This is a genomic window from Klebsiella sp. CN_Kp075 (assembly GCF_040065055.2).
Taxonomy (GTDB): domain Bacteria; phylum Pseudomonadota; class Gammaproteobacteria; order Enterobacterales; family Enterobacteriaceae; genus Klebsiella; species Klebsiella aerogenes.
This window is the reverse complement of the sequence record NZ_CM198050.1, coordinates 3033388-3060108: the sequence shown is the minus strand read 5'-3', so window position 1 is coordinate 3060108 and position 26721 is coordinate 3033388. Positions and strand designations below refer to the sequence as shown.

Sequence of the window (26721 nt, the reverse complement as noted above, 5' to 3'; positions counted from 1 at the left end):
ATGGCGGCATTACCAGACAAAGACAAATTGCTGCGCAACTTTACCCGCTGCGCCAACTGGGAAGAGAAGTATCTCTACATCATTGAACTCGGCCAGCGCCTGGCGCCGCTCAGCGCGGAAGAACACATCGCGCAGAACATTATTCAGGGCTGCCAAAGCCAGGTGTGGATCGTGATGGAGCAGGAGCCATCCGGCGTGATTACCCTGCGCGGCGATAGCGATGCGGCCATCGTCAAAGGGCTGATTGCGGTGGTCTTCATCCTTTACGACCGCATGACCGCGCAGGATATTAGCGAATTCGATGTGCGCCCGTGGTTTGAAAAAATGGCGCTGACCCAGCATCTTACCCCCTCCCGCTCGCAGGGCCTTGAAGCGATGATCCGCGCAATTCGCGCGAAAGCTGCAAATCTTAGCTAGAATAAACAGGTAGATTTCATTCTGTTACGTGCGACGAAGGCGAGTGCTTTCGTCGCCGCGCAGATCCTGGCGTTTTATCAGCGAAAGAAGGAATCTCAGTATGAAACGCGCGTCTCTCATCACGATGACCCTTCTCGCAGCTCTGAGCGCGCAGCACGGCGCCTGGGCTGTCGATTATCCACTTCCCCCTGCCAACAGCCGTTTGATTGGCCAAAACCAATACTGGACGGTACAGGAAGGGGATCGCAACCTGCAGGCTATCGCCCGCCACTTCGACACGGCGGCGATGCTGATTCTTGAAGCCAACGATACGATTGCGCCGGTGCAGCCGAAGCCGGGCACCCGGGTCTTAATCCCATCGCAGATGCTGCTGCCGGATGTGCCGCGTGAAGGCATTGTCGTCAACCTGGCCGAGCTGCGGCTGTACTATTTCCCGCCGGGGCAAAATCAGGTGCAGGTCTATCCCCTCGGCATTGGCCAGTTGGGGCTGGAAACGCCGGAGATGACTACCCGCGTCGGGCAGAAAATCCCTAACCCGACCTGGACGCCAACTGCCGGTATTCGCGCGCGCTCGCTGGAGAAGGGCATTAAGCTGCCGCCGGTGATCCCCGCCGGGCCTAATAATCCATTAGGCCGTTACGCCCTGCGGTTGGCCTACGGTAACGGCGAATATCTGATCCACGGTACCAACGCCCCTGATAGCGTCGGGCTACGGGTGAGCTCCGGCTGTATGCGGATGAATGCCGATGACATTAAGGCGCTGTTCAGCCAGGTGCGCGCCGGGACGCCGGTGCGGATTATCAATCAGCCGGTGAAGTTCGCGGTAGAACCCGATGGTAAACGCTACGTAGAGGTCCACAGGCCGCTTTCGCAAACCGAAGGGGAAAATACCCGGACAATCTCTTACTCGCTTCCTGCCGCGTTTCAGGCCTTTTCTGACGATAAAGCGGTGGATGATCTGCAGCTGAAAAAAGCGCTGTCGCGTAGAGCAGGGTATCCGGTGGTGGTTTCGGAAGGGGCGGGCAGCGCGACGACGGAGTTGTCGGCGCAGAATAGCCAGCACAACGACGCTAAGCTGACGCAGTAGGGTAAAACGACAGGCAAAAAAAATGGCGCACAATGTGCGCCATTTTTATTACCAGAACTCTTACTTACGGTAAGAGTGAGCCTGGTTGTCCAGACGCTGGTTAGCGCGAGCTGCGTCGTCTTTAGCAGCCTGAACGTCAGAACGCATTGCGTTCACGTCGTTGCTCAGCTGGTCAACTTTAGCGTTCAGAGTCTGAACGTCAGAAGACAGCTGATCGATTTTAGCATTGCTGGAGCAACCAGCCAGCAGAGTAGAACCCAGGATTACCGCGCCCAGTACCAGTTTAGTACGATTCATTATTAATACCCTCTAGATTGAGTTAATCTCCATGTAGCGTTACAAGTATTACACAAACTTTTTTGGGATGAGAATATTTTTTTTATCCGAATGCACTTATTTTTGATCGTTCGCTCAAAGAAGCATCGAATTCGTCGATCTGGTTTAAAAAGCGCTGTGAAAACAGAAGGCTTCCATCGGATTCATCTTAGATAATCTCTTATTAAATAGTAAAATCCGATTTGCATTTTTATTAAGAACAGCTAGGGAATGAATAAAAAAAAGCGCCCCAGAGGGACGCTTTAAAAAAAGATAAAATAACCTGTAAATTATTACAGCACGTGCACGGAGGCTGTGTTAGTGGTGCCGCTTGGAACCAGCGCGCCGGAAACCATCACAACCACGTCGCCTTTACGCGCCAGGCCGCTCTGCAGCGCCAGCTCTTTACCCAGGTGGTAGAAATCATCAGTAGAGGCGATCTCTTTCACCAGCTGCGGTACCACGCCTTTGCTGAGAACTAACTGACGAGCGGTGGTTTCGTTGGTGGTCAACGCAAGGATAGTGGCGTCCGGGAAGTATTTACGCACTGCGCGCGCGGATTTACCGCCCTGGGTGGCGACGACGATCAGCGGCGCTTCCAGTTTCTCAGCGGTTTCAACAGCGCCGCGGCAAACCGCTTCGGTAATGCGCAGTTTACGGTTGTCGTTGTTGTAATCCAGACGGCTGGTCATCACGCGGTCGGTACGCTCGCAGATGGTCGCCATAATGGTAACGGCTTCCAGCGGGTATTTACCTTTCGCGGATTCGCCGGACAGCATAACGGCATCGGTGCCGTCGAGGATGGCGTTAGCGACGTCGCCTGCTTCAGCGCGGGTCGGGCGCGGGTTTTTGATCATGGAATCCAGCATCTGGGTCGCGGTGATAACGACTTTGCGCGCGCGGATACATTTTTCGATGATCATCTTCTGCGCGAAGATAACTTCTTCAACCGGGATTTCAACGCCCATATCGCCGCGAGCAACCATGATGCCGTCAGAAGCTTCGAGGATTTCGTCGAAGTTGTTCAGACCTTCCTGGTTTTCGATTTTGGAGATGATCTGGATGTTTTCGCCGCCGTGCGCCTTCAGGTGCTCGCGGATTTCAACGACGTCAGAACGTTTACGGATAAAGGAAGCCGCAACGAAATCAACGCCTTGCTCACAACCGAAGATCAGGTCCTGCTTGTCTTTGTCAGCCAGCGCCGGCAGAGCGATGGAAACGCCCGGCAGGTTAACGCCTTTGTTCTCGCCGAGGTCGCCGTTGTTCAGCACTTTACAGATAACTTTGTTACCTTCGATAGCGGTCACTTCCATGCCGATCAGACCATCGTCGACCAGCACGGTGTTGCCGACGCTCAGGTCGGTAGTGAAGCCTTCGTAGGTCACCGCAACGATTTCATTGTTGCCGACCACGGACTTGTCAGTGGTAAAGGTAAAGGTCTGGCCCGCTTTCAGGGAGACGTCGTTGCCGCCTTCCAGCTTAATGGTGCGGATTTCCGGCCCTTTGGTATCCAGCAGGATTGCGGCTTTCTTACCGGTTTTGTTCATCACATTGCGCAGGTTCTGGATGCGCTGACCGTGTTCCGCATAGTCGCCGTGAGAGAAGTTCAGACGCATGACGTTCATGCCCGCGTCCAGCATTTTGGTCAACATCTCTTCGGATTCGGTTTTCGGACCGATGGTGCAAACAATTTTGGTCTTTTTCATGACAGTCTTAGTCTTTAAGTTGTGAAGGATATGGAAATCTCGCTCCGGGGGCGCACTGCCGCGGAGTCAAACCTGTGTTACGAAAGTTGCAATGCCACGCTCTAAGGATAGGTGACAACAAAAGAGCGTGCAGAAGAATGTGTGCTGGCGGTTCAGCCCATGAAAAGTGGCAATGTTTTGTACGTTTTTTTGTGCAGTCCAATGCGCTGAAACCATTCAAGAAAGAATCGAGGCGCATTATACGCTGCCGAAACCAAAAAGGAAAATAAAAACGGCGTTTCATTTTTAGTGTGATTAATGTAACAAAATTCACACGATTTGCTCGCGAACCTGCAACACACTTTTGCCGCAGCGGATCAGATTAAACGGCGTTTTATCATATTTACTAACCGATTAAAGGCAGTAAAACGCCTCATTGAACGAAAAAAATAGCGCAGTTTGCTTTATTATAAAATCGTATCAATAATGAATTGATTGATAATGATAATTTAAGAGTCTTAATAATGGGAAATAAAGCGAAAGACGACGAGCTCTATCAGGAAATGTGCCGCGTAGTGGGTAAGGTGGTATTGGAAATGCGCGATCTTGGCCAGCAGCCAAAACATATTGTTATTGCCGGTGTTGTACGCACCGCGCTGGCAAATAGCAAAATTGAACGTTCCGCGCTAACCCGCGAGGCGATGGAAAGGGTGATTCACGCGTTATCGGGGCACTAATCGCCGCGCCCCGACATAAGTAATGCTTAAGAGATAACGAACCGAATCACCGCTTTCACCGCAATCTCGCAGTGGTGTGAAACCATTGCTTCGTCGTCGATTTCAGGCAGCGGATCGTCGAGGTACAGGCTACTGAATGTATAAAAATTCGATACCTGATAGAAGCTGAAGCTGCTAATCAGCCGGTGCACGTCGCGCGCCTGCAGACCGGCCTGGAAAATCCCCTGTTGCTGGCCGCGTTGTAAAATATCCTCGATTATCGACAACGCGGTACGGTTCAGCGGCTTCAGCTCCTCTGAACCCTTGAGCCACTTCCCGCGCTGCATGTTTTCCATGCAGATAACCCGCATATAGTCGGCATGCGTGGCGTGATAGCGCACGCTCCATTTCACCAGTTGCGCCAGCGCCTCTACCGGCGGCAGATGCTCCAGCCCCAGCTGTTGTTCCGTTTCACGGATCTGCGCATACACATGTTGCAGTACCGCCTGGTACAGCTGCTCTTTGCTCTTGAAGTAGTAGACCACCATACGCTTGGTAGTTTGCGCCTCGATGGCGATCTGCTCCATACGCGCGCCGGGAAGGCCATATTCGGCGAACACGGTAATGGCGGCGGCGAAGATGCGCTCTTTCAGGGATTGTGCTTCATCATGAGCAACGAGGGACATAACGACTCCTTTTTCTGTGGAGACAAAAAATACACATAATGATCACAATTCAGCAACCAAATCTGGCGCCTGTGAACCAAATGATACATAGTCAGTGCTCATGTCGAATGATGACCCGAGGACTCTTATGTTGCGTTCCATCGCTACCGTTTCGATATCCGGTACTTTACCTGAAAAGCTGCACGCTATCGCCGCGGCCGGTTATCAGGGCGTTGAAATCTTTGAAAACGATCTGCTCTATTATACGGGCACGCCGCGCGATATTCGCAACCTTGCCGCTGAATTAGGGCTAAAAATCACGCTTTTTCAACCCTTTCGTGATTTCGAGGGCGCCAGCCGCGCGCAGTTTGCCGCTAACCTGCAGCGGGCGAAGCGGAAATTCGCCCTGATGCATGAATTAGGCTGCAACACCATGCTGCTCTGTAGCAACGTTCAGCCGGACTGTTCTGCCGATATCGAACTGCAGGTCGCCGACCTGCGCGCGCTGGCTGAGCTCGCCGAGCAGGAGGGGATTATCATCGGCTACGAGGCGCTGGCGTGGGGAACCCACGTCAACCGCTGGCGTCAGGCATGGGAACGGGTGCAGCGGGTGAACAGCCCGGCGATGGGCATTGTGCTTGATAGCTTCCATATTCTGTCGCTCGGGGATGATCTACAAGGCCTTGCCGAGGTGCCGGTTGAGAAAATCACCTTCCTGCAGTTGGCTGACGCGCCGTTGATGAAGATGGATGTCCTTGAATGGAGCCGTCATTTCCGCTGCTTCCCGGGCCAGGGGCAACTGCCGCTGGTGGATTTCGCCTGTGAACTGACGCGCTGCGGCTATCGCGGACCCTGGTCGCTGGAGATTTTCAATGACGGCTTTCGCGCCTCACCCAACGGCGCCACGGCAAAAGATGGCTACCGTTCATTGCTGTGGCTCGAAGAGCAGACTCGTCGGCAGCTTGCGGATAGCGACGCGGCGTTATTTTCGCCACCTGCGCTACCGCACTATGACGGTCTGGAGTTTATTGAGTTCGCCGCTAGTCCGGCGGAGTCTACCGCGCTAGGCCAGCGCCTGACGCAACTGGGCTTTAAGCTTCAGGGCAAACATCGTTCCAAGCAGGTTGCGCTCTGGCGCAATGGCGAGGCGCGGGTGATTGTTAATGCGCAGCCGCACAGCTGGGCCGACCATTTTCATCAGCGCCACGGCGTCTCATTGTGCGCGATGGCGCTACGGGTAAGCCGCAGCGCGCCGGTTGTGGAACGCGCCCGCGCCTACGGTTATGCCACCTGGCAGGGGGATGCGGGGCCAAATGAGAGTTCGATCCCGGCGGTTTGCGCTCCGGATGGCAGCCTGATCTACCTGGTCGAAGCCGGTGACGATATCTACGCCCGCGATTTTCATTTACAGGCAGCGGCGCCGCGCGACGACTACCGCGGTATTGACCATCTCGCGTTAGGCATGGAGGCCGATAGCCGCGACAACTGGATTATCTTTTTCCGTACGGTTTTCGGCTTCAGTCTCGAACATGAACAGACGTTGCCTGACCCGTATGGACTGGTGCGCAGCCTGGCGGTTCATAGCCCGCAGGGCGATATTCGTCTGGCGCTGAATATATCGCAAAGCCGAGCCACGCAGATTGCGCGTTCGGTCGCCTGTTATCAGGGGGCCGGGCTGCAGCACGCCGCTTTTGCCTGTCGCGATTTACCCGTAACGCTCGAAAGTCTGCCGCAGGCTGCGCTGAACGCGCTGCCTATCCCGGCGAATTACTATGAGGATCTGCTGGCGCGCTTTGGCGAAGAGCCGCAGGTAGAGACATTGCAGCGCCTGCAAATTCTCTACGACCGTGACGCCCGCGGCGGCGAATTCCTGCATCTTTATACCCGTCCATTCGTGGCGGGGCGCTTCTTCTTCGAATTGACCGAACGGCGTGACGGTTACGCCCAGTACGGCGCGGTAAATGCCGCCGTCCGCCTTTCGGCCATGCAGTACAGTTAAACGTAGCAAATGGTTCACAACACAACATCACAAACACAATAACAACATTCATCTGTACTCAAGACAGGAAACGACTATGAATTCTTATAGCCATAACCAGGCGACGGCGGCGGATACTGCGACCACCGCGCCTCGCTCCCGGCGGCGTATCGGGATCCTGGCGCTGCTGGCCGTCGGCACGATGATTAACTATCTCGACCGCACGGTGCTCGGTATCGCAGCGCCGAGACTGACCGCCGAGCTCGGCATTGATGCCGCCATTATGGGAATTGTCTTTTCGGCCTTTGCCTGGACCTATGCGCTGGCGCAAATTCCCGGCGGTATTTTCCTCGATCGCTTCGGCAATAAGGTGACCTATTTTCTCTCCCTGGCGCTGTGGTCGCTGTTCACTTTATTTCACGGTATGGCAATTGGCTTGAAAACGCTGTTGCTGTGTCGTTTTGGGCTTGGCGTCAGTGAAGCGCCCTGTTTTCCGGTTAACAGCAGGGTAGTGAGTACCTGGTTTCCGCAGCAGGAGCGCGCGAAGGCCACGGCGGTCTACACCGTCGGCGAATATCTCGGGCTGGCCTGTTTCTCGCCGCTGCTGTTCTGGATTATGGGCAGCTTCGGCTGGCGTGCGCTGTTTATCAGCGTCGGGGTTGTCGGCATCCTGTTCGCGCTGGTCTGGTGGCGTTGCTACCGCGAACCCCATCAGGACAGCCGCCTGAGCGACAGTGAACGCGAACATATTCTTCGCGGCGGCGGACTGGCTAGCGCGCAGCAGCAGCAAAACGCTTTTAGCTGGCCGCTGGTGCGCCAGCTGTTGGCAAAACGACAGGTGATTGGTGCCAGCGTCGGTCAATTCGCCGGTAATACCGTGCTGGTCTTCTTTCTGACCTGGTTTCCAACGTACCTGGCGACCGAGCGCCACATGGCGTGGTTGAAAGTAGGCTTCTTCGCCATCTTGCCGTTTCTCGCCGCAGCGGGTGGCGTGCTGTTTGGCGGCTGGCTCTCCGACAAGCTGTTGAAAGCCACCGGTTCGGCCAATCTGGCGCGTAAGCTGCCTATCGTCGTCGGGCTGATGATGGCCAGCAGCATTATTTCCGCCAACTGGCTGCCGAGCGACCTGGCGGTGATCCTGATGATGTCTTTTGCCTTTTTCGGTCAGGGTATGGTTGGCCTTGGCTGGACGCTAATCTCCGATATCGCGCCGCAGGGGATGGGCGGGATAACCGCCGGTATCTTTAATTTCTGCACCAATCTGGCGGGGATCCTCACGCCGCTGATTATCGGTTTTATCGTTGCCGCTTCCGGTAGTTTTTTCTACGCGCTGGTCTATATCGGCGGCGCGGCGCTGCTTGGCGTAGTGGCCTATCTGTTTATTCTTGGCGATGTCAAACGCATCGAACTTTCGCAGTAACAACAGGAGTAGGGCATGATCATTAGTGGTCATACGCGGCTGATAGCGCATCTTGGTTATCCGACCGCCAGTTTTAAAGCGCCGATGATTTATAACCCATGGCTGGCCCATTGCGAGGCGGACGTCAAAGTGGTGCCGATGGGGGTGAAGCCGGAGGATTACGCGGCGCTGGTGCCAGCGCTGTTTTCCATGACTAACATCGTCGGCGCGCTGGTCACCATGCCGCATAAAATGGCTACCTGCGGGCTGGTAGACCAACTGAGCCCGACGGCGGCAATCGCCGGCGCCTGCAACGCCATCCGCCGCGAAGCCGACGGCAGCCTGCTCGGCGATATGTTCGATGGTGCAGGCTTTGTGCTGGGGATTACGCGCAAAGGCTTTCAACCACAAGGGGCGAGGGCGCAGGTGTTCGGCTGCGGCGGCGTCGGCTCGGCGATTGCCGCATCGCTGGCGGCCGCCGGGGTCAGTACCTTGACGCTGTTCGACACCTGTGTCGCCGCCGCCGAGGCGCTGGCGCAGCGGCTGCATCAGCACTATCCGCGTCTGGAGATCGTTCTGATGCAGTGCGATCCCGCCGCGCAGGATCTGGTGGTCAACGCCACGCCGCTGGGCATGAAAGCGGCTGATCCGCTACCGCTGGATGTTTCGCGCCTGTCGCCGCGTACCTGGGTCGGCGAGGTGGTGATGAGCGTTGAATATACTCCGCTACTGCGGGCGGCGCAGGCGCTGGGGTGCCCGATTCAGCGCGGTACCGATATGCTGTTCGAGATGATCCCGGCCTATCTCGAGTTCTTCCAACTGCCGGTGGCGACGCCGGAACAGCTGCGCGAACGGGCGGAAATTCGCTACTGAATCAGCAAAAAAGGCGTTACCCTAGCGCTATATCTTCATCTTTATAGCGATTGTTGTGATGACCACTTCATTGACCCTGCTGGCGGCGGGAAGCCTGAAAAGCGCTTTCCTCCCGCTGCTGGCGCGATTTCAGCAGCTTAGCGGCATTCTGGTCGAGGCGCAGTTCGGCCCGGCTGGTCTGCTGCGCGAACGCATTGAAGGCGGCGAACGCTGCTCGCTGTTCGCCAGTGCGAATACCGAACACCCTCAGGCGCTGCTGCAGGCCGGGCTTGCGATAAACTGCTGTTCGTTTGCCGCCAACCGGCTGATGCTGACTGCGCGCCGCGCGCCTGACACCGATCGCGCTGACTGGCTGGCGTTACTTCGCGACGGGCGACTGCGGCTGGCGACCTCGACGCCGGGCTGCGATCCTTCCGGCGATTACACCTGGCAGCTTTTTGCCCGTCTTGAGGCCAGCTATCCGGGCCTCGGACGGACGTTGATGGCCCGGGCGCAGCAGCTGGTCGGCGGTCGGGCGTCGCTCACTGTACCGTCGGGCGCTACCGCAGGGGCATGGCTAATTGGCGAAGACTTTGCCGATCTGTTTATCGGCTACGCCCACTATGCGGTTCAGATGACGGAGAGCGCGCAGTTTCGCACATTACTCATTCCCGAGCCGTGGAATATTCGCTGCGAATATCAGCTGGCGGAAATTGAGGAGAGCGCCGCCGCGCGGCAGCTACGGCGCTTTATCACCGCTGAGGAAGGGCAGAATTTTCTGCGCGCGGCAGGATTTTTGACCGTTAGCGATGGATCGTAAACTGCGGCGCCAGTAACGGCACTGCGCTACCGGGATGGTCGATTTTGTGAACCGGCAGGCCGTAGGCACGCTGCAGGTTCGCTTCGCTGAGTACCGCGAACGACTCTCCCGCCAGCCATTCGCCGCCGGGCAACAGCAGCAGGGTGTGGCTGGCTATCTGCAGAGCATGAGTCGGGTCATGGGTGGTGAATACCACGGTGCGCCTCTGTCGATGAGCAAGATTGCTAATCAGCTGTAATACAACCTGTTGATTAGCCAGATCCAGCGCCGAACAGGGTTCGTCTAACAGAATATTTTGACTGGCGCCGACCAGCGCGCGGGCAATGAGCACCAACTGCTGCTGGCCGCCGGACAGAGCGCGAAACACCTGATTGGCCAATGCGGCGATCCCCAGCAGCGCCAGCGCCTGTTGAACCTCCCGCTCATCTTCCGGCCCCGGCTGCGCGAACAGATCGACGAGTCGCGCGCGGCCCATCAGCACCACATCCCGTACCCGCCAGCCAAACGCCGGGCGGAACGATTGCGGCACGATGGCGATGCCGCCTTCTACGTTAAACTGCCCGCCGAGCGGCGGCAGGACGCCGGTAAGGGTATCCAGTAGCGTACTTTTGCCGCGACCGTTGGCGCCCAGTATCGCCCAGATTTCCCCGTGACGGCACTGCATGGACAGCGGGGCGAAGAGCGGCTGACGATGGCCGTAGCGCAGGGCGTTCAGTGATAATGAAATGTTCATTGGGCCACACCGCGGCGTTGGGACTGAATCAGTAAAAGGGTAAACAGCGGTGCGCCGAGCAGGGCGGTAATAATGCCAATCGGAATCTCCGCCTGGGTTAACGTGCGCGCCAGGTCGTCCACCACCACCATAAACGCGCCGCCGAGCCAGAATGCTGTTGGCAGCAGGCGGCGGTGATCGGCGCCGACCAGCAGTCGCGCCAGATGCGGAATAACCAGCCCGACCCAGGCGATGCTGCCGCTGACCGCGACCTGGGCGGCGACCAGCACCGCGCAGCAGACCAACACTCCGCGGCGCAACTTGACCACCGAAACGCCAAGACCGCGCGCATCTTTATCCTCCAGCGCCAGCAGGTTGATACGCCAGCGCAGCTTTAGCAGGATAACGGCGGCGACGGCGACCGGCAGCGCCATGGACAGCACTTTATGCCAGTTGGCGGTGGCAAAGCTGCCGAGCAGCCAGAAAACGATATTCGGCAGGGTTTCTTCCGTATCGGCAAGGTACTGCATCAGGCTGACCAGCGCGGCAAAGAAACCGCTGAGAATAATGCCGGAAAGGATCAGCGCCAGCGTGTTTTCACGCCCCTGCAGCGTGGCGATGAGATAAACCAGCGCCAGCGCGGCGAGGCCGAAGAAGAAGGTGCAACCCATCATCGATACGATGTCGAAGCCCAGCAGGATAGCAAGCGTGCCGCCGAAGGCGGAGCCGGAGGTTACCCCGATGATATGCGGGTCGACCAGCGGGTTATGGAATACGCCCTGTAGCGTCGCGCCGCATAGCCCCAGCGAGCCGCCGGCCAGCAGCGCCATCGCTACCCTGGGAAGTCTGACTGACCAGACTATCTGCCCGGCGACGCCGCTGCCGGGCGCGCCATGGGTGAGCTCATGAAAGACCTCGTTCAGGCCGAGGTGGTACTGCCCCAGGCATAGTGAGGCGATAGCGATAAATAGCGTCGCCGCCGCCAGCCCGCCGTGCAGCAGCGCCCAGTGAAGGTTACTGCGCATTCGGCGTCCATTTCACGCGGTAGAAGCGTTGATAGTAATCCTGCGCTTTGGCATCGACATCGACGTTCCGGTAGCGGGAAGGATAGAGCTTTTTCGCCATCCACAGCTCGCCTATCGCCAACGCCTCCGGCATCGGATAGCCCCAGGCCTTGGCGTATTCCGGCATCAGCCATACGCGGTGGTTTTTCACCGCGTCTATCGCTTGCCATTGCGGGTCGTTTTCAATCTTTTTGACCACCTGCGGATAGCGGTCCTGGACGAAGATAACCTCAGGGTTCCATTGCAGAATCTGTTCCAGCGAGACCTGGCGTGCGCCCTTGACCGTGGCGGCGGCGACGTTTAGCGCTCCGGCATGCTTCATCATCAGCCCGGTATATTTGCCGGAACCGTAGGTGTTGAGGTCCGGGTTGGCCATGTACACGCGCACCCGCTGGCTGTCAGGGATAGCGGCGACCGGGGCGTTAGCTTCTGCCCGCGCCGCGAAGGTGTAATCAATCAGCGCTTCGGCCTGGCTTTGGCGTTCGACCACTTCGCCAATCAGGCGGATCCCCTGTTTAAGGCCGTCGTTATAGGCCTGTTCTTCATTGGCCATTGTCGGGTTCATTTTGTTTTTCTCACCCGCCGCGTCCTGACGCAGGGATATCGCGACGACCGGAACCCCGGCGTTTTGGATCTGCTGGATCATCGCCTGCGGCGCGTAGTTAGCGACGAACACAACCTGCGGATGCAGTGCCAGCAGGCTTTCGATATTGACCTGAGTTAAATCGCCCGGCGTCGGCAGCTTTTCAATAGTGGGCATAAAGCGGACAAACTGCGGCCCGAGCTGTTTTTTCCAGCTGCTTAACACGCCAACGATATCGTCGGCGGCATTCAACTGGACCAGGAGATTAAGCGTCTGGTGCTGCAGGACAACCGCGCGGGTGATGTGATCCGGCAGCGTAACCTGGCGGCCCAGCTGGTCGGTGACGGTGCGCTCGGCAAAAGCCTGGCTGGTGAACAGGCTGGCGCTGCACAACGTCAGCGCCAAAAGTAAACGGTGTGGTGACATGGATTGACCCGGTTGGATAAGAATAATCGATGTATATTAAATTATATAGCGGTGCCGGGTGCAAATAATTACTGCGTTCCCACCTTGTTATGGCCGGCAGCGAGCTTGAGGTCCCGCCGGGAACAAAGCATCCACATCTTGCGTATCGATGGGCTTTGGCCTACGGTAAATCCACCACCAATTTATTTACGCGCCGTTATGTCTTATCCATCCCGCTTATTAAGTGATATCCCCGGTATTCGCTACGCTTTTCTTGATGTGCACGAAACCGCCGCCTTTCCGTACAGCGAAATGGCGCCGGTGAAGCTGGTGCACGGCAATGTGGTTCATCACTATCAGGGGCCGCAGGCAGAGCGGCCGCACGCCGATGCGGTGTTTACGGCCCTGCGTGGGCAAAAGGTCGGCGTCGTTACCGCCGACTGTTTACCGTTATTGATGGCCTCGCGGGATGGGCGCTATGTTTGCAGCGTGCATGCCGGCTGGCGCGGAGCGGCGAGCGGCATTATTGAAAACAGCCTGGCGCTGTTTCACCAGCATCAGGTGGCGCCAGAAGAGATAGTGGTGGTCTGCGGGCCGCATATTCACGCCTGCTGCTATGAGGTTTCGGCCGAGTTTTATCAAACGCTGTTGACCATGCCGGCGGGCGAGTTGGTACGACGCTACAGCGACGAGCTCTTTCATCAGCGCCTCGCTCCGCCAGAAGCGGGGCAAGCGCGGGCTAGCGGTAGCGATAATCTGTGGTTCGATCTCCGCGCGCTGGCGCAACGGGTGCTGCAACAGGCCGGGGTGGCGGCGGAAAATACCGAATGTCTGGGGAGCTGTACCTACTGCACGCCGCAGGCGCTCGGCTCCTACCGTCGGCGCACCCATTTTCCGGCGGTCAAAACCTTCCAGTACTCATGGATTATGCGTGAATGAGATAAAATGATGTTTGCTGATGTGTAACATCGGCGCCGGTTTGCTATCTCTGCGGTCCTTCAAACAAGGAGGATCGTAAAATGAAAGCTAACTCAATTGTACTGGCCCTGACCCCGCTGCTGGCCGCCAGCGCTTTTTCCGCCCATGCAGGACCGCAAGCCCAGGCGGTATGCGGCTACAGTCATACCCTTGGCGACGACGCGATTATGATGTTCGGTATGCCAAACCAGGCGATGCGGCATGATTTCTTCGGCAATACCCACACCGATGCCGTTTCTACCTATCAAACCCTGCGCGCGCCGCCGGAAACCACCTGTGATAACAAGGCCGACAGTTCTGCATACTGGGCGCCGTCAATGAAATTACCGGATGGACAGATAGTCACTCCTGCTTATCAGAAAACCTATTATCAGGCGACGAAAGTGGATCGCTATCCGCTACATCCTTTCCCGTCGGGGCTGGAGCTGCTGGCTGGCGACCACCACGGTTCCGCCCCAAGCTCGCGGATTACCTTCCTGTGCGCCAACGGTAAAGGCTATAGCAACAAGGCCGGTGAGGTTTGCGGCCTGCGTAAAGCGGGAGATGCGGTGCAGTTTAATATCGGTATTCAGTTCCCCAACTGCTGGGATGGCGTCAACCTGAAACCGAGCCATGACCACAGCAACGCCGCTTATGATGTCAACGGCGCCTGCCCGGCCGACTATCCGGTAAAAATCCCGACGGTCAATATGAATATCGCCTACGTACTGCCGCAGATTACGTCTCTGGACACGGCGAAAATTGAGCTGTCGATGGATCCGGTCATGAAGGGCGATAAACGTGAAGAGAAGTGGGGCAGTATCTATACCGCCCATGCAGATTTCATGAACGGCTGGACGGTAGAGGGCGCGCACTTCATGACCGAACACTGTATGAATGAAGGCATGGATTGCGGTACCAACGTGCCTTATAGCTTCTCGCTGGCGGAAGAAAACGCGGTGGTTGAGAGCGCGCAGCCGAATGTTAACTTCGGCGCGCCCGAAGCGCTGCAAATTTCCGATAACTGGAAGAACGGCGGCCGCACCAGCAACCCGGAAACTCTCACCCTGGTGAAGTTTAAAATCCCGGCGCTGCCGAAAGATCAGGATGCGTCGCTGTTTAAATATCGCCTGCGTCTGTATGGCGGCAAGGTTGAAACCAACGGCGCGGATCAGATTTTCTTCTATCCGGCGAGCAACAGCTGGAGCGCGTCAAGCGTGACCTGGAAGCATCGCCCGACCTGCAGCTACAATTCAGATGCTCAACTGTATCTCAATTCATCTCGTGAGTATCGGATGGTGGATATCGATAAAGCGGTACGTAAAGCGCTGGCGGAAGGGAAAACCGAGATCTCCTGGTACATCGGCGGCGATCGTCAGGGTAACCACTATCAGTTTGACGCCGCATCGGCGCAGAAGCAGCCGATCCTGATGCTGGTTGGTTTTAAAACCACTCCGGAAATTTAATTCACAATAAAGGTAAGTTATTCCCGGTGGCCGTGTTGCCACCGGGTTTTAACCTACAACACCTTAAAGCCGTGGGTGCCATCGCGCGCTAGCTGTTCCACGAGGCCATACTCCCAGTCGAGATAAGCCTGCATCGCCTCTGCGGTGTTATCGGTTCCTTCATATGGCCGTCGGTAGCGATCGCTACGTGCTGTCGCCAGATGCGTCTCGCCCTGTTCCAGCGCCAGCCCGGCATTAATCCACGCCAGCGTCCCGCCGCTTAACAGCTGTACCGGCTTACCGGTCAATGCCGCGACTTCAGGCGCGGCGTAGCGGGCCAGCAGACTGCTGCCGCATGTGACAACGTAACGTTCAGCGGGAGGAATGACTTCCAGCGCCTGACGCAGCTGCGAACGCACCAGCCACCAGGCGCCGGGGATATGCCGTGCGACATAGTTCGCGCTGGTGGTGAAATCCAGTACCACGGTGCCGGGTTCGCGCAATTGTTCCGCTAACTGCGCTGGGGTTATCTCCTCAACCACCGGCGCCGGCGGTACGTTGGCGGGCGGAACGCCGCGTTCGCTCAATTGCTCCACGCGGACATCGCGTAATACCGCCACTTCCCAGCCCATTTGCGCCAGCCAGGACGCCGCGATCGGCGCGCGTATCTCATCGTCGGCGACCAGCACAATCCGCGCTCCGCGTACGCTGGCGTAATGATCGGTTTCCTGCACCAGCTGGCCGCCGGGGGCATTCACACTGTGCGGCAGATGGCCTGCGGCATACTCCTCGGGGCTGCGAACATCAAACAGATAGGTGGTGCGGCTCGGCTGCTGTTGCCAGCGGGCTAAAGTCGGGGCATCAATGAAGGCCACGCCAGCGCGCTCGGCCAACTGCGTCACTGCAGCCACGCGTTGCGCTGAGGCGCGGAAATCGGCGTCGTAGCGCCGCTGCTGGCCGTGCTCGAGCTCCAGTCCGGCTAAGGTCCAGCCGATGGTGCCGTTGCGCAGCGCGTAAACCGGATTGGCTAAACCGGCATTACGTAGCGATTGGCTGCCGATAATGCTGCGGGTACGGCCGGCGCAATTAACGATAACCGGCGTTTGCTGCGATGGCAGCAGGCCTTCGATGCGTAACGCCAACTCTCCGCCGGGCACGCTGATGCTGCCGGGAATATTCATCGTTTGATATTCATCAAAACGACGCGCATCGACCACCACGACCGGCTGTGGACCCTCGATTAGCGCCTTCACTTCCTCGGCGCTCAACGAGGGCGTCTGGCGCTCGCTCTCTACCAGCTCGCCGAACGCTTTGCTCGGGGAGTTAACGTCCTGAAAAAGCTCGCCGCCGCTACGCTGCCAGCCCGTCAGGCCGCCTGCCAGTAGCGCAACATCCTGATAGCCCCAGCGTTGCAGCCGCTTAACGGCCTGCTCCGCGAGACCTTCGCCATTGTCGTAGAGGGTAATCGGCGTCGTCAGGCGCGGTACGCGGCGAAAAATCTCCAGCTCCAGCTTGCTCAGCGGCAAATTAGCGGCAAACAGCGGATGGTTAGTGGCAAATGCGGCCTCTTCGCGAACGTCGATGAGCGCCACTTCCGCGCCATCGATCAGCGCCTGGCGCACCTCGGCTGGCTGGCGGTAATTGTAATCAGGCATATGAATTATCCTTTGAGAGATCCCAGATATTGGGCAAGTGACGGTTGGAGTAACCGGAGACGAAAGGTTTGGCGATCCCATCCGCGCTATAAACCGCACGCCTGACGCCGCCGATGTTAGCGCCATAGACGTGAATACTGATTGAGACGTGGTCCGCGAGCGCGTTACTCACCCGATGAATATCGCCATCGCGGGAAGAGACTTTTTCTACTTTGCCGGCAGAAAGCCGTTCAGCAGGACCATTGGCGATCGGTAAACCGCGCTCGTCGAGTCGATAGCGCTGATTTTCCTCCGCGCCGCGCAACATACCGATGGCCCCCCATACCCGGTGGTCGTGGATAGGCGTCGATTGCCCCGGTCCCCAGACGAAGCTGACAATCGAAAAGCGTTGGCCGGAATCGACATGCAGCAAATACTGCTGATAGTGGTGGGGATGCGGCAGGGTGTACTCTTCCGGCAACCAGTCATCTTTTTGCACCAGCGAAGCCAGGCGCACGGCGACGGCGTCGAGCAGGGTGGCCTCATCGGTAAAATGGCGATGCAGGGCATCAAGGTCTTGAATGAACTGGCGTAATTTTTCCACTCGCGGTGCGGTCATGGTGATTTCCTGTGGTCGGGACTGGTCATTACGCTAGCAAAGGCGTTAATATAATTAAAATGCAATTTCCGCATATATTAATATGCAAAAATCACATTAAGGATTGTATGCGTATCGATGACATTGATGCTCTGCTGGCTACCGTGCAGTTTTCCTCTCTGAATCAGGCGGCGGAATACCTTGGCATTACCCAATCGGCGATTACCCGTCGGCTTCAGCGTCTGGAGCAAACCCTCAATGTGACGCTGCTGGAGCGCCAGACCCGGCCCCTGACGCTCACCGCCGCCGGACATCGGGTGTATGAGCAGTGCCTGAGCATCAAGCGGGAAACCAAAAAGCTGTACGGGCTGCTCGATCCGGAGGCGGAGCCGCAGGGCGTTCTGCGTCTCGGCGTGCCGCAGAGCGTGGCGGAAATTGCCCTCCAGCCGGCGCTGAGCGCGCTACGCCAGCAGTTCCCGGCCCTTGAGCCGCAGGTGACCTGCGGCTGGAGCGGGCTGCTGCAAAAACGGCTGGAGAGCGTCGAACTGGATGGCGTGCTGGCGATGGGACCACAACAGCAGCGCTTTGCTGACGGCTACAGCGGGAGACTGCTGTGTCCGCTGGATATCGTGGTCATCGCGGCGAAAAGCTGGCGACTGCACGCCGGAGCGCTGCGCGACTGTGCGCAGCGAGGCTGGATACTCAATCCCGACGGCTGCGGCCTGCGGGCCGGGCTAATCCGCGAACTGCACTCGCAGGGGCTGCGGCTGGCGCTGAACGTCGAGACCGCCGGCGCCCAGTTGCAAATCAGCCTGGTGGCGCAGGGGCTGGGGCTTGGCCTGGTGCCTCGCGCCGCGCTGGCCGCCAGCCCGTGGCGCGATGAAGTGTCCACGCTTGCGCTCGCGGATTTTCAGCCGCAAGTGCATCTGTGGCTGGTACAGGCGCAGAATCTGGCTAACCTCAGCCAGCCGCTGACTTTTTTCGCCGGGAAAGTGGTCCAGCAACTTAATGCATCTGACTGATACATATATGTTATTTTTATAAATGCTTATCTTGCATATTAAGTTATGACAAAAATGCATTTTGCTCATTAAGGGCCTGTGTATAGGGTAATGAAAACGCGCCGCCGCCGCGGCCCATTCATTACCTTACTACCAGGAGTTCTGTATGAGCATTCAGTTTCTCGGCATGATCGGCCACCGCCTGTCGTCGGAAACCATCGCCCCGGTAGGGCCGGTTTTCGACCGTGATTATATTGTGCGCTTCGCGCAAACACATGAAGCCGCGGGGTTTGACCGCCTGCTGGTGGGGCACTGGTCCGATCAACCTGACGGCTTTTTGGTGACCGCGCTGGCGGGGTTGTCGACGCAAAAGATAGCTTTCCTGCTGGCGCACCGTCCCGGTTTTGTCTCGCCAACTCTCGCCGCGCGTAAATTCGCCACCCTTGAACATCTGCTTGGCGGCCGGCTGGCGGTACATATCATCAGCGGCGGCAATGACGCCGAGCAGCGCCGTGACGGCGATTATCTCGACCACGACCAGCGCTATGCGCGCACCGACGCCTTCCTCGATACCATCCGCCAGGTCTGGACCGCCGAACAGCCGGTGGACATCGACAATGATTTTTATCAGGCGCAACAGGCCTGGTCAGCTATTCGCCCGCTGCAGAAACCGCATATTCCCCTCTATTTCGGCGGTTCGTCGGAAGCGGCGATTACGGTGGCCGGTAAACACGCTAACGTCTTCGCGCTATGGGGGGAGTCGCTGGCGCAAACGGCGGAAACTATCCAGCGGGTACGGGCGGAAGCGGCAAAACATCAGCGCGAGATCGATTTCAGCGTGTCATTCCGGCCGATTATCGCCGATAGCGAAGCGGAGGCCTGGGAGAAGGCCGAGCATATTCTGCATGTCGCCACCGAGCGGGCGGCGCAGAGTGAGGGGGGCTTTAAAGCCAAGCCCGATAGCGTTGGCGCGCAGCGTCTGCGGGCCACGGCGGCGCAGGGTAAGGTGGTGGATAAACGCCTGTGGACCGGCATCGCGCAGCTGGTGGGCGGCGGCCACAATTCCACCGCGCTGGTCGGCACGCCGGAACAGGTGGCCGATGCGCTGCTCGACTACTATGACCTCGGCGTACGTAACTTCCTGATCCGCGGATTCGACCCGCTGAACGATGCGCAGGAGTATGGCAAAGCGCTGCTGCCGATTACCCGCGAAAAAGCCGCGCTGCGCGCCGTGGCGGAGCGCGCATCATGAGGCCTCACCCCAGCGATGACTGGGTGCGGCAGCTCGCGGAGATCCGCCATCTGATGACGGAGGAGGCGGCCAGCCTTGATGCCAGCGGCGATTTTCCCCATCGCAATATTGACGTTCTGCGCCGACGCGGGTTTTTAAGCCTTGCCGTACCGCAGCAGTACGGCGGACCAGCCGCCAGTTTAGCCAAGCTGCAACAGGCCATTGCCGCCATCGCCTGGGGCGAACCGGCGACCGCGCTGATTGTCTGCATGCAGTACCTGCATCATCTGCGGCTGGCGGAAAATGTCCATTGGGCTGAGCCGCTACGCCAGCGCGTGTTTGATGATGCGCTCACAAACGGCGGGTTGATGAATAGCCTGCGCGTCGAGCCGGATCTGGGCTCTCCGGCGCGCGGCGGTCTGCCGCAAACGATAGCCAGCCGGAACAGCCGGGGCTGGCTGATTAACGGTCACAAAATTTATACCACCGGGATCGAAGGGTTGAGCTGGCTGGCGCTGTGGGCGCGTAGCGACGACAATCCGCCGCTGGTCGGTAGCTGGCTGGTTCCTGCCGACAGCGAGGGCATCAGCGTAGTGAAAAGCTGGGATCACGTCGGCATGCGGGCCACCGGCAGCCACGAGGTGGTGCTGAAAAACGTGCAGGTGTCCGCCGGGCATGCGGTTGATGTTTGGCGCGCCGACGAGCCGCCCGCGCCGGACGCCGAACAGTTTCGTCTGTTTGCCAACCGTCATACGGCGTTGCTGGCGGCGATTTACGATAGCGTGGCCCGCGCGGCGCGCGACTGGCTTGTCGCGTGGCTGGGTGCGCGGGTCCCCGTCAATCTTGGACAACCGCTTTCCAGTCTGCCGCGGGTACAGGAAAAAGTGGGGCAGATAGAGGGGCTGCTGCTGGTTAACCGCGCGCTGCTGGAGAATGCCGCGGAGCTGGGCTTTTCCGCTATTGAGGCCAATCTGGCGAAAGTCACTATCACCGATAACGCCATTCAGGCGGTCAATCTGGCGCTTGAACTCACCGGCAATCATGGTTTAAGCCGGCAAAATCCTCTGGAACGCCACTATCGCAACGTCCTGTGCGGGCGGGTACATACGCCGCAGAACGACAGCGCGTGGCAGGCGGCGGGTAAACACGCTTTTCAACAACAAGGATAATTCAGATGCGCATACCTCATTTTACCCGCATAGCCGGGGCGCTAATGCTATTGACGCTGAGCGGCTATGTTGCGGCTCAGGAAAGAATCACCCTGCGAATTGCCGATCAAAAAGGCGGCATGCGGTCGCAACTGGAAGCTGCTAACGCCTTGCAAAACCTCGCTTACGATATTAAATGGGCCGAGTTTCCTGCCGCCGCGCCGCTGGCTGAAGCGCTCAACGCCGGCGCGGTTGACGTGGGGATTATCGGCGATGCGCCGCTGCTGTTCGCGCTGGCGAACGGCGCGCCGGTAAAAGCGATTGCCGTCGATAAGAGCAACCCGGCGGGGACCGCCGTGCTGGTGCCGCCCGGCAGCGCGTTAAAAAGCGCGTCGGATCTAAAAGGTAAACGCATTGCCACCGGTAAAGGATCGATTGGCCATTTTGTGGCGCTGAAAGCGCTGGAGCAGGCGGGGATTTCGCCGAAGGATGTGCAGTGGGTATTCCTTGGCCCGGTGGATGCGAAAGTCGCGCTGCTTAACGGTTCGGTAGATGCCTGGGCGACCTGGGAGCCCTATACCACGCAGTTGGTGAAAACCGCCGAAGGGCAGATTCTGGTGAGCGGCAAAGGGCTGCTGCCGGGTAATACCTTCCTGGCCGCCACCGATAATGCGCTGAAGGATCCACAAAAGCGCGCGGCGCTTCAGGATTATCTCACCCGACTGGCCGGCGCCGAGCGTTGGGCTTATGCCAATCTCGATAGCTATGGCAAAACGCTGGGGGAGATCATTCGCTTCCCGGCGGAGATCGCCCGCGCGCAGTTTGCCAACCGCCAGTCGCAGTGGCAGCGGCTGGACGCGCCGACGGTCGCCCAGCAGCAGTCGACGGCGGACTTTTATCTTGCCAACGGCCTCATTCGCGCAAAGCTCGATGTAACGCCGACATTTGATAACGGCTTCAGCGTGCCCGTCGCGCCGGTTCATGCGGAGGCGGCGCCATGATGACCACACGTTTTACCCGTCGTCGTTTCTTACAGTTTACCGGCGGTCTGGCGCTGGCCGGGGCGTCTGCGCCGCTATGGGCTCACGATATGGCGGAGATGGCGAGCGGCGATGAACATCCGGCGCTGCGTCTGGCGCAGCCTTACAAAATCAAGCTGGCGATCAACAAAAGCGCGGTGTGCCTGGCGCCGGTCGCCGTCGCGGAGCAGCAGAAGATTTTTAGTAAATATAATCTCGACGTTGAGTTTGTTAACTTCGGTAACTCGACGGATGTCCTGCTGGAAGCGATTGCCACCGGCAAGGCCGACGCCGGGGTCGGCATGGCGCTACGCTGGCTGAAGGCGCTGGAGCAGGGCTTTGATGTCAAGCTCACCGCCGGGACGCACGGCGGCTGCCTGAATCTGCTGACGGCCAAAAACTCGCCTTTTAGCGCGCTGGAGAGTCTGAAAGGGCAAACCATTGGCGTCACCGATATGGCCGGGCCGGATAAAAACTTCTTCGCCATCTTGCTGAAACGCCACGGTATCGACCCGATTAGCGATGTGCAGTGGAAAGTCTATCCGGCCGACCTGCTCAGCGTGGCGCTGGATAAACGCGAAATCGCCGCCATCAGCGGCAGCGAACCCTTCAGCTATCGCCTGCTGGAAACCGGCAAATATCAGCTAATCGCCAGCAATATGACCGGCGATTACGCCAACCTTTGCTGCTGCGTGCTGGGCGTCAGCGGCTCCCTTGCGCGCGATCATAAACCGGCGGCGGCCGCGCTTACCCAGGCGATTCTGGAAGCGCACAGTTATGCCGCCGCGCACCCGGAAAGCGTGGCGCAATCTTTTCTCGCCCATGCGCTAAACACTAACGAAGCGGAGGTGAGCGGCATTCTTCACGGCCAGGGGCACGGCCATCATGCGGTGGGCGAGGCTTTTGTTAAAGAGCTGACGCAGTATGCCGTGGATCTGCAGCGGGTACAGGTCATCAAACCGGGAACCGATCCTCATCAGTTTGCGGAGAGTATTTATGTCAACGTTTTCGCCTGATCGCGCGCTCGCCCGCCCGGGGCCCGGCGCTCTGCTATGGACGGAGGGCGGGCTTGCCGCCGTGCTATGGCTGCTGGGCGGCCTGTTCACGCAGGCCTGGCCCGATGCCGGGCGGCGTTGGCCCTTTAGCGAAGAGTGGGCGCTGGCGCAGTTCACTCTCGGCGGCTGCCTGCTGTTACTGACGCTGAGTTACCGTTACTGGCGGCAGCGGGGGGCGCGTTTGCAGCGTGCCGGGAAATGGCTGGCGCTGCTGCCGGTGCTCTTCGCGCTATGGGAAGGGCTGACGGCCAAAACAGCGTTTTTGCCGGTGCCGTTTTTCGCTCCGCCGCAGGCGCTGGTTGAAGTGCTGCACGATGACTGGCCGCGGCTGCTTGATAGCCTGTTGCATTCGCTGGGGCTACTCGGGCTCGGAGTGCTGCTTGGCACCAGCTGCGGGTTTATCAGCGGGCTGGCGATTGGCTGGTCTCAGCGTATTGGTTATTGGGTGCATCCGATTTTACGCCTGCTGGGGCCGGTGCCTTCCACCGCGCTGCTGCCGCTATGCCTGTTTATCTTTCCTTCAAGCTTCGGCGCCAGCGTGTTTTTGATTGCGCTCAGCACCTGGTTCCCGGTCACGGTATTGACCTGGTCCGGGGTCATCGGTATCGATAAAGCGTGGTATGACGTGGCGCGAACGCTGGGAGCCAGCCAGCGATTTCTGATCCTGCGCGTGGCGATCCCCGCCGCGCTGCCGAACGTGTTTGTCGGCTTGTTTATGGGGCTTGGCGCGTCGTTTTCGGTGCTGATTGTCGCCGAAATGGTCGGCGTCAAATCCGGGATCGGTTTTTATCTACAGTGGGCGCAGGGCTGGGCGGCCTATCCGAATATGTACGCGGCGCTATTCGTGATGGCGTTGTTATGTTCCGGCCTGATTAGCGGGCTATTTATGATTCGCGATCGGCTGCTGAGCTGGCAGCGCGGAGGGATGCAATGGTAAGTGCCCAGACAATTTCGACCGGCGCGGCGGTGGCGGTAGGTCATCTTCATCATGCGTTTACGTTGGGCAAACAGACGGTGCCGGTGCTGGAAAATATCAGCCTGCAGCTGCGGCCAGGCGAGAGCGTTGCGCTGCTTGGCCCTTCAGGATGCGGTAAATCGACGCTGCTGCGCCTGCTGGCGGGGCTGGAGCCACAGCAAAGCGGGTATATTGAGATTGACGATGCGGCGATGGGCGGACCGGGGCCGGAACGGATCCTCGTTTTCCAGGACCCGACGCTTTATCCGTGGCTGACGGTGCGGCAGAACGTGCTGCTGGGGCCGCAGGCGCAGGGGAAAAAGGGGCTGGAGCCGAAGGCCGACGCGCTGATTTCGCGCATCGGGCTGCAGGCGTTCAGCGAGGCGTGGCCGCGGCAGCTTTCCGGCGGGATGGCGCAGCGTGCGGCGCTGGCGCGCGCGTTGCTCAATGAACCGCGTTTACTGCTGCTTGATGAGCCGCTGGGTAAGCTGGATTCGCTCACCCGCATCAGCATGCAGCGCGAACTGATTGCGCTATGGCAGCAGCAGGGTTATACCAGCCTGCTGGTCACTCATGATATCGAAGAAGCGCTGCTGCTATGCGAGAGAGTGCTGGTGATGTCGCCGCGGCCGGGGCGCATTATCGCTGAGTTTACGCTGCCGCTGGCGTTTCCCCGCCATCGCGACAATCCGCTGTTATTGCAGCATCGGCAGGATATTTTGCGTATCCTCGGCCAGGAAGAGGATTGGTAAGCCAGGTGCGTTGTCCGGTATTTCCCCGCAGCAGGGGTTGGGGAGAAGTAGCCCGGATAAGGCGCAGCGCGCCGCTATCCGGGGCAGGGCAAGGTTTAAAAATCCATTTTCACCGTAAACTGCACTTCACGCGGGTCGCCAATCTGGTTGCCGAGATTATTGGTGCCGATTGACGAGGTGTAATAGGTCTTATCAAACAGGTTCTTCACATTCACCTGTAGCGTTACCGGATACTGCAGCTTCATTTTGTAAGCCGCGAAGACGTCGGCCACCGCATAGCCCTGCAGATAATAATCCGCGCCGTTGGTGCCGGACCGTTTGCTGACCGCGTGGCCGCCGCCGCCAACGGTCAGGGTGTTGCTGTTATAGACGTTATGAATGTCATAGGTCAGGAACAGCGAACCGGTATGTTTTGGCACGTTCGGTAGCGGTTTACCGGCATAATCAGGATCTTCCAGCACTTTAGCATCGGTATAGCCGTAGCTGGCGATGATGCTGAGGTTATCGGTGAGCGAGCCCGCCAGATCCACCTCCACGCCGCGCGAGCGAACCTTACCCGCGGTCTTCGCCACCGTCTCGTCGCCGATACTTTCGGTATACAGCACGTTACGTTTATGAATATCAAATAATGCGATATTGGCGGTAATACCCTCTAACAGGTCGAATTTGGCGCCGACTTCGTAAGAGGTGGACTCTTCCGGCGGCAGTTCGCCGATGTAGCTGGCAATCGACGACTGCGGCATAAACGATTGAGCGACGTTAGCAAACAGCGACACGTTTGGCGTTACCTTGTAGACCAGGCCTGCCTTCGGCGTCCATTTCTCATCGCGGCTATCGGTATTGACGTTAAACGGTCGGCCTTTCCCGGCATACTGGGTGTAATACTGGTAGCGTACGCCGGCCACGGCAATCCAGTTGTCGGTCAGATACAGGGCGTCCTGCAGATAGGTTGCGTAGCTCTCCTGCTTGATACGCTGATCGCTATCGGCAGCGGAGACGGTATTACAGGTATCGAGAGTGCCGTAAACCGGATGATAAATATTAAAGCCTTTCACGTTCTTACAACGCAGCATATCGGTACGCAGCAGATCGTAATTCTCATAGGCGACGCCGGTCAGCACTTCATTATAAAAGCCGCCGATTACCACATTGCCTTGTAGATCGGCGCGGGTGGAATGCATTTTTTGCGTTGAGCCATGGGTACCGTCGACCCGGCGGGTCAGGTTGCCGGTCGCAGAATCATAGGCCATCACCCTGGCCTGATTATCGTTGTAGTGATCCTGGCTGTAGCTGTAATCAAAGCGCGCGGTCCAGGCGCTGTTAAGTCGATACTCGGCATTCAATTGGGCAATATCGGAATAACCATCGGTGATATTAAAGGCTTCATCGAAACGGGTTTTACGGTCGACGTTGACCGCGTGGCCAGTCTTGAGATCGAAAATGGTGCCGCGGTCAAAGGGGGCGCTGTAATCGCGATGTGAATACGAAGCGGTAATAGTCGCGCTATCGCCAAACCAGCTCAGGGAAGGGGCGATAAAGCTGCTTTTGTTCTTGCCGAAATTACGCCAGTAATCTTCATTTTGATATTCGCCGATCAGTCGATAGGCCAGACGAGTCCCTTCTATCGGACCGGTCACGTCGAAGCTACCCGTGCCGCCGCCAAAACTGCTGGAGGTGGCGGAGACAGAACCAGAGAACTGGCGCTCGGGGCGTTTGGTGACAACGTTAATCAGTCCGCCGGGGTCGAGAATACCGTACAGCGTCGAGGCCGGGCCTTTCAGAACTTCCACCCGTTCGGTAGCGGCGTTAAAGCTGCGCGGCAGAACGGTGCGCAGGCCGTTGGTCATGATAGAACCGTCGCGATTGGCGCCAAAGCCGCGGCGGGTAAAGGCATCCTGGGTACCGCCGAGGGTATTGGTCTGCACCACGTTGGCGACGTTATACAACGCTTCATCCAACGAGGTGGCGTGCTGATCTTCCAGCACCCGGTCGCTGACGGTATTCACCACCTGCGGAATATCCAACAGCGGCATTGAGGTCAATGTCGCCGTAGATGAACTCAGTGGCTGATAGCCGCTGGTGGCGTTCTGCTGGCGGCCGTCAGCCACCACGGTAATGGTGTCCTCGGCGTCTTTTGTATTATTTGCCGCGTTATTTTCTGCGGCCATTAATCCCGGTGAGGCTAAAAAAAGAAGCGAAAAAAGCGCGCGCCCTTGCAACGTCCTGCA

The 26721-nt window shown here is 58.2% G+C and carries 25 protein-coding genes and 2 pseudogenes; 17 read left to right on the top strand and 10 right to left on the bottom strand.

The annotated features are described in order from the left end of the window. Positions 1 to 417, top strand: coding sequence for a cysteine desulfuration protein SufE (gene sufE, locus ABLV78_RS14660; RefSeq protein ID WP_047046681.1), 417 nt, complete (start codon positions 1 to 3; stop codon positions 415 to 417). Between the two features lie 100 nt (positions 418 to 517). After that, complete coding sequence (gene ldtE / locus ABLV78_RS14655) at positions 518 to 1504, top strand: L,D-transpeptidase LdtE (protein ID WP_047046679.1); 987 nt, start codon at positions 518 to 520, stop codon at positions 1502 to 1504. Between the two features lie 60 nt (positions 1505 to 1564). On the opposite strand, the gene ABLV78_RS14650 is transcribed toward ldtE, so the two are convergent. The 3 genes and pseudogenes from ABLV78_RS14650 to ynhH form a co-directional block, all read right to left on the bottom strand. Continuing rightward, positions 1565 to 1801: a major outer membrane lipoprotein gene (locus tag ABLV78_RS14650; RefSeq protein ID WP_002908860.1), complete on the bottom strand. Its 237-nt coding sequence runs from the start codon at positions 1799 to 1801 to the stop codon at positions 1565 to 1567. Between the two features lie 311 nt (positions 1802 to 2112). Then, a complete protein-coding gene (gene pykF, locus ABLV78_RS14645; protein ID WP_045396113.1) occupies positions 2113 to 3525 on the bottom strand; it encodes a pyruvate kinase PykF in 1413 nt (470 codons plus the stop codon). A 7-nt stretch (positions 3526 to 3532) separates the two neighbouring features. Next, positions 3533 to 3667: pseudogene (gene ynhH, locus ABLV78_RS14640) on the bottom strand (protein YnhH); the annotation flags it as partial. On the opposite strand from ynhH, the gene ABLV78_RS14635 reads away from it, so the two are divergent. Both ABLV78_RS14635 and fumD read left to right on the top strand, forming a co-directional pair. Continuing rightward, on the top strand, positions 3663 to 3794 hold the full coding sequence (locus ABLV78_RS14635; protein WP_161801916.1) for a hypothetical protein: 132 nt from the start codon (positions 3663 to 3665) through the stop codon (positions 3792 to 3794). The pseudogene ynhH and the gene ABLV78_RS14635 sit on opposite strands and share 5 nt — an antisense overlap. A 234-nt stretch (positions 3795 to 4028) precedes the next feature. Then, positions 4029 to 4241, top strand: a complete 213-nt coding sequence (fumD, locus tag ABLV78_RS14630; protein WP_045396115.1) for a fumarate hydratase FumD — start codon at positions 4029 to 4031, stop codon at positions 4239 to 4241. Positions 4242 to 4267: 26 nt separating this feature from the next. Here fumD and ABLV78_RS14625 read toward each other — a convergent pair whose 3' ends face one another. After that, on the bottom strand, positions 4268 to 4906 hold the full coding sequence (locus ABLV78_RS14625) for a TetR/AcrR family transcriptional regulator (protein ID WP_045396118.1): 639 nt from the start codon (positions 4904 to 4906) through the stop codon (positions 4268 to 4270). Positions 4907 to 5033: 127 nt separating this feature from the next. Here ABLV78_RS14625 and ABLV78_RS14620 point away from each other — a divergent pair, with 127 nt between their 5' ends. The 4 genes from ABLV78_RS14620 to ABLV78_RS14605 all read left to right on the top strand — a co-directional run bounded on the left by ABLV78_RS14620 (position 5034) and on the right by ABLV78_RS14605 (position 9934). Then, positions 5034 to 6884: a bifunctional sugar phosphate isomerase/epimerase/4-hydroxyphenylpyruvate dioxygenase family protein gene (locus ABLV78_RS14620; protein ID WP_047046676.1), complete on the top strand. Its 1851-nt coding sequence runs from the start codon at positions 5034 to 5036 to the stop codon at positions 6882 to 6884. Between the two features lie 76 nt (positions 6885 to 6960). Next, positions 6961 to 8283, top strand: coding sequence for an MFS transporter (locus tag ABLV78_RS14615; RefSeq protein ID WP_047046674.1), 1323 nt, complete (start codon positions 6961 to 6963; stop codon positions 8281 to 8283). Between the two features lie 15 nt (positions 8284 to 8298). After that, a complete protein-coding gene (locus ABLV78_RS14610; protein WP_047046672.1) occupies positions 8299 to 9135 on the top strand; it encodes a shikimate dehydrogenase family protein in 837 nt (278 codons plus the stop codon). A gap of 55 nt (positions 9136 to 9190) precedes the next feature. Continuing rightward, positions 9191 to 9934 (top strand): substrate-binding domain-containing protein, encoded by a 744-nt coding sequence (locus ABLV78_RS14605; RefSeq protein WP_226473477.1) that lies wholly within the window; start codon positions 9191 to 9193, stop codon positions 9932 to 9934. Here the strand turns inward: ABLV78_RS14605 and ABLV78_RS14600 are convergent. From ABLV78_RS14600 to ABLV78_RS14590, 3 genes are read right to left on the bottom strand one after another with little or no spacing between them, the layout of a single operon-like run. Next, complete coding sequence (locus tag ABLV78_RS14600) at positions 9918 to 10667, bottom strand: ABC transporter ATP-binding protein (protein WP_047046668.1); 750 nt, start codon at positions 10665 to 10667, stop codon at positions 9918 to 9920. The two genes, ABLV78_RS14605 and ABLV78_RS14600, sit on opposite strands and share 17 nt — an antisense overlap. Next, complete coding sequence (locus tag ABLV78_RS14595; RefSeq protein WP_047046667.1) at positions 10664 to 11671, bottom strand: FecCD family ABC transporter permease; 1008 nt, start codon at positions 11669 to 11671, stop codon at positions 10664 to 10666. The genes ABLV78_RS14600 and ABLV78_RS14595 overlap by 4 nt, the downstream gene beginning before the upstream one ends. Beyond that, a complete protein-coding gene (locus ABLV78_RS14590) occupies positions 11661 to 12719 on the bottom strand; it encodes an ABC transporter substrate-binding protein (RefSeq protein WP_047046664.1) in 1059 nt (352 codons plus the stop codon). The genes ABLV78_RS14595 and ABLV78_RS14590 overlap by 11 nt, the downstream gene beginning before the upstream one ends. Positions 12720 to 12917: 198 nt before the next feature. Between ABLV78_RS14590 and ABLV78_RS14585 the strand changes: the two genes are divergently transcribed. Continuing rightward, a complete protein-coding gene (locus ABLV78_RS14585; protein ID WP_047046661.1) occupies positions 12918 to 13637 on the top strand; it encodes a purine nucleoside phosphorylase YfiH/LACC1 family protein in 720 nt (239 codons plus the stop codon). 80 nt (positions 13638 to 13717) lie between these two features. Continuing rightward, positions 13718 to 15121, top strand: a complete 1404-nt coding sequence (locus ABLV78_RS14580) for a CBM96 family carbohydrate-binding protein (protein ID WP_348865256.1) — start codon at positions 13718 to 13720, stop codon at positions 15119 to 15121. Positions 15122 to 15174: 53 nt separating this feature from the next. On the opposite strand, the gene ABLV78_RS14575 is transcribed toward ABLV78_RS14580, so the two are convergent. Further along, positions 15175 to 16755, bottom strand: a complete 1581-nt coding sequence (locus ABLV78_RS14575; protein WP_047046657.1) for a rhodanese homology domain-containing protein — start codon at positions 16753 to 16755, stop codon at positions 15175 to 15177. Continuing rightward, positions 16748 to 17353: a cysteine dioxygenase family protein gene (locus tag ABLV78_RS14570; RefSeq protein WP_047046655.1), complete on the bottom strand. Its 606-nt coding sequence runs from the start codon at positions 17351 to 17353 to the stop codon at positions 16748 to 16750. The genes ABLV78_RS14575 and ABLV78_RS14570 overlap by 8 nt, the downstream gene beginning before the upstream one ends. A gap of 107 nt (positions 17354 to 17460) precedes the next feature. Between ABLV78_RS14570 and ABLV78_RS14565 the strand changes: the two genes are divergently transcribed. From ABLV78_RS14565 to ABLV78_RS14535, 7 genes and pseudogenes are all read left to right on the top strand, one after another. Further along, the gene (locus ABLV78_RS14565; protein ID WP_045396152.1) at positions 17461 to 18354 is read left to right on the top strand and encodes a LysR family transcriptional regulator; all 894 of its coding nucleotides are present in this window, start codon (positions 17461 to 17463) and stop codon (positions 18352 to 18354) included. A 145-nt stretch (positions 18355 to 18499) separates the two neighbouring features. Next, positions 18500 to 19604, top strand: a pseudogene (locus ABLV78_RS14560) (LLM class flavin-dependent oxidoreductase). Then, entirely contained in the window at positions 19582 to 20733 is a 1152-nt protein-coding gene (locus ABLV78_RS14555; protein ID WP_348865254.1) for an acyl-CoA dehydrogenase family protein, read from the top strand. The pseudogene ABLV78_RS14560 and the gene ABLV78_RS14555 overlap by 23 nt, the downstream one beginning before the upstream one ends. 5 nt (positions 20734 to 20738) lie before the next feature. After that, positions 20739 to 21713, top strand: coding sequence for an ABC transporter substrate-binding protein (locus tag ABLV78_RS14550; protein WP_047046645.1), 975 nt, complete (start codon positions 20739 to 20741; stop codon positions 21711 to 21713). Then, the gene (locus ABLV78_RS14545; RefSeq protein ID WP_047046642.1) at positions 21710 to 22747 is read left to right on the top strand and encodes an ABC transporter substrate-binding protein; all 1038 of its coding nucleotides are present in this window, start codon (positions 21710 to 21712) and stop codon (positions 22745 to 22747) included. Before ABLV78_RS14550 ends, ABLV78_RS14545 begins: the two co-directional genes overlap by 4 nt. Continuing rightward, positions 22728 to 23723: an ABC transporter permease gene (locus ABLV78_RS14540; protein WP_047046639.1), complete on the top strand. Its 996-nt coding sequence runs from the start codon at positions 22728 to 22730 to the stop codon at positions 23721 to 23723. Before ABLV78_RS14545 ends, ABLV78_RS14540 begins: the two co-directional genes overlap by 20 nt. Beyond that, positions 23717 to 24493, top strand: coding sequence for an ABC transporter ATP-binding protein (locus ABLV78_RS14535; protein ID WP_047046636.1), 777 nt, complete (start codon positions 23717 to 23719; stop codon positions 24491 to 24493). Before ABLV78_RS14540 ends, ABLV78_RS14535 begins: the two co-directional genes overlap by 7 nt. A gap of 95 nt (positions 24494 to 24588) precedes the next feature. On the opposite strand, the gene ABLV78_RS14530 is transcribed toward ABLV78_RS14535, so the two are convergent. Continuing rightward, positions 24589 to 26661, bottom strand: a complete 2073-nt coding sequence (locus ABLV78_RS14530) for a TonB-dependent siderophore receptor (RefSeq protein WP_072251462.1) — start codon at positions 26659 to 26661, stop codon at positions 24589 to 24591. Positions 26662 to 26721 lie beyond the last annotated feature (60 nt).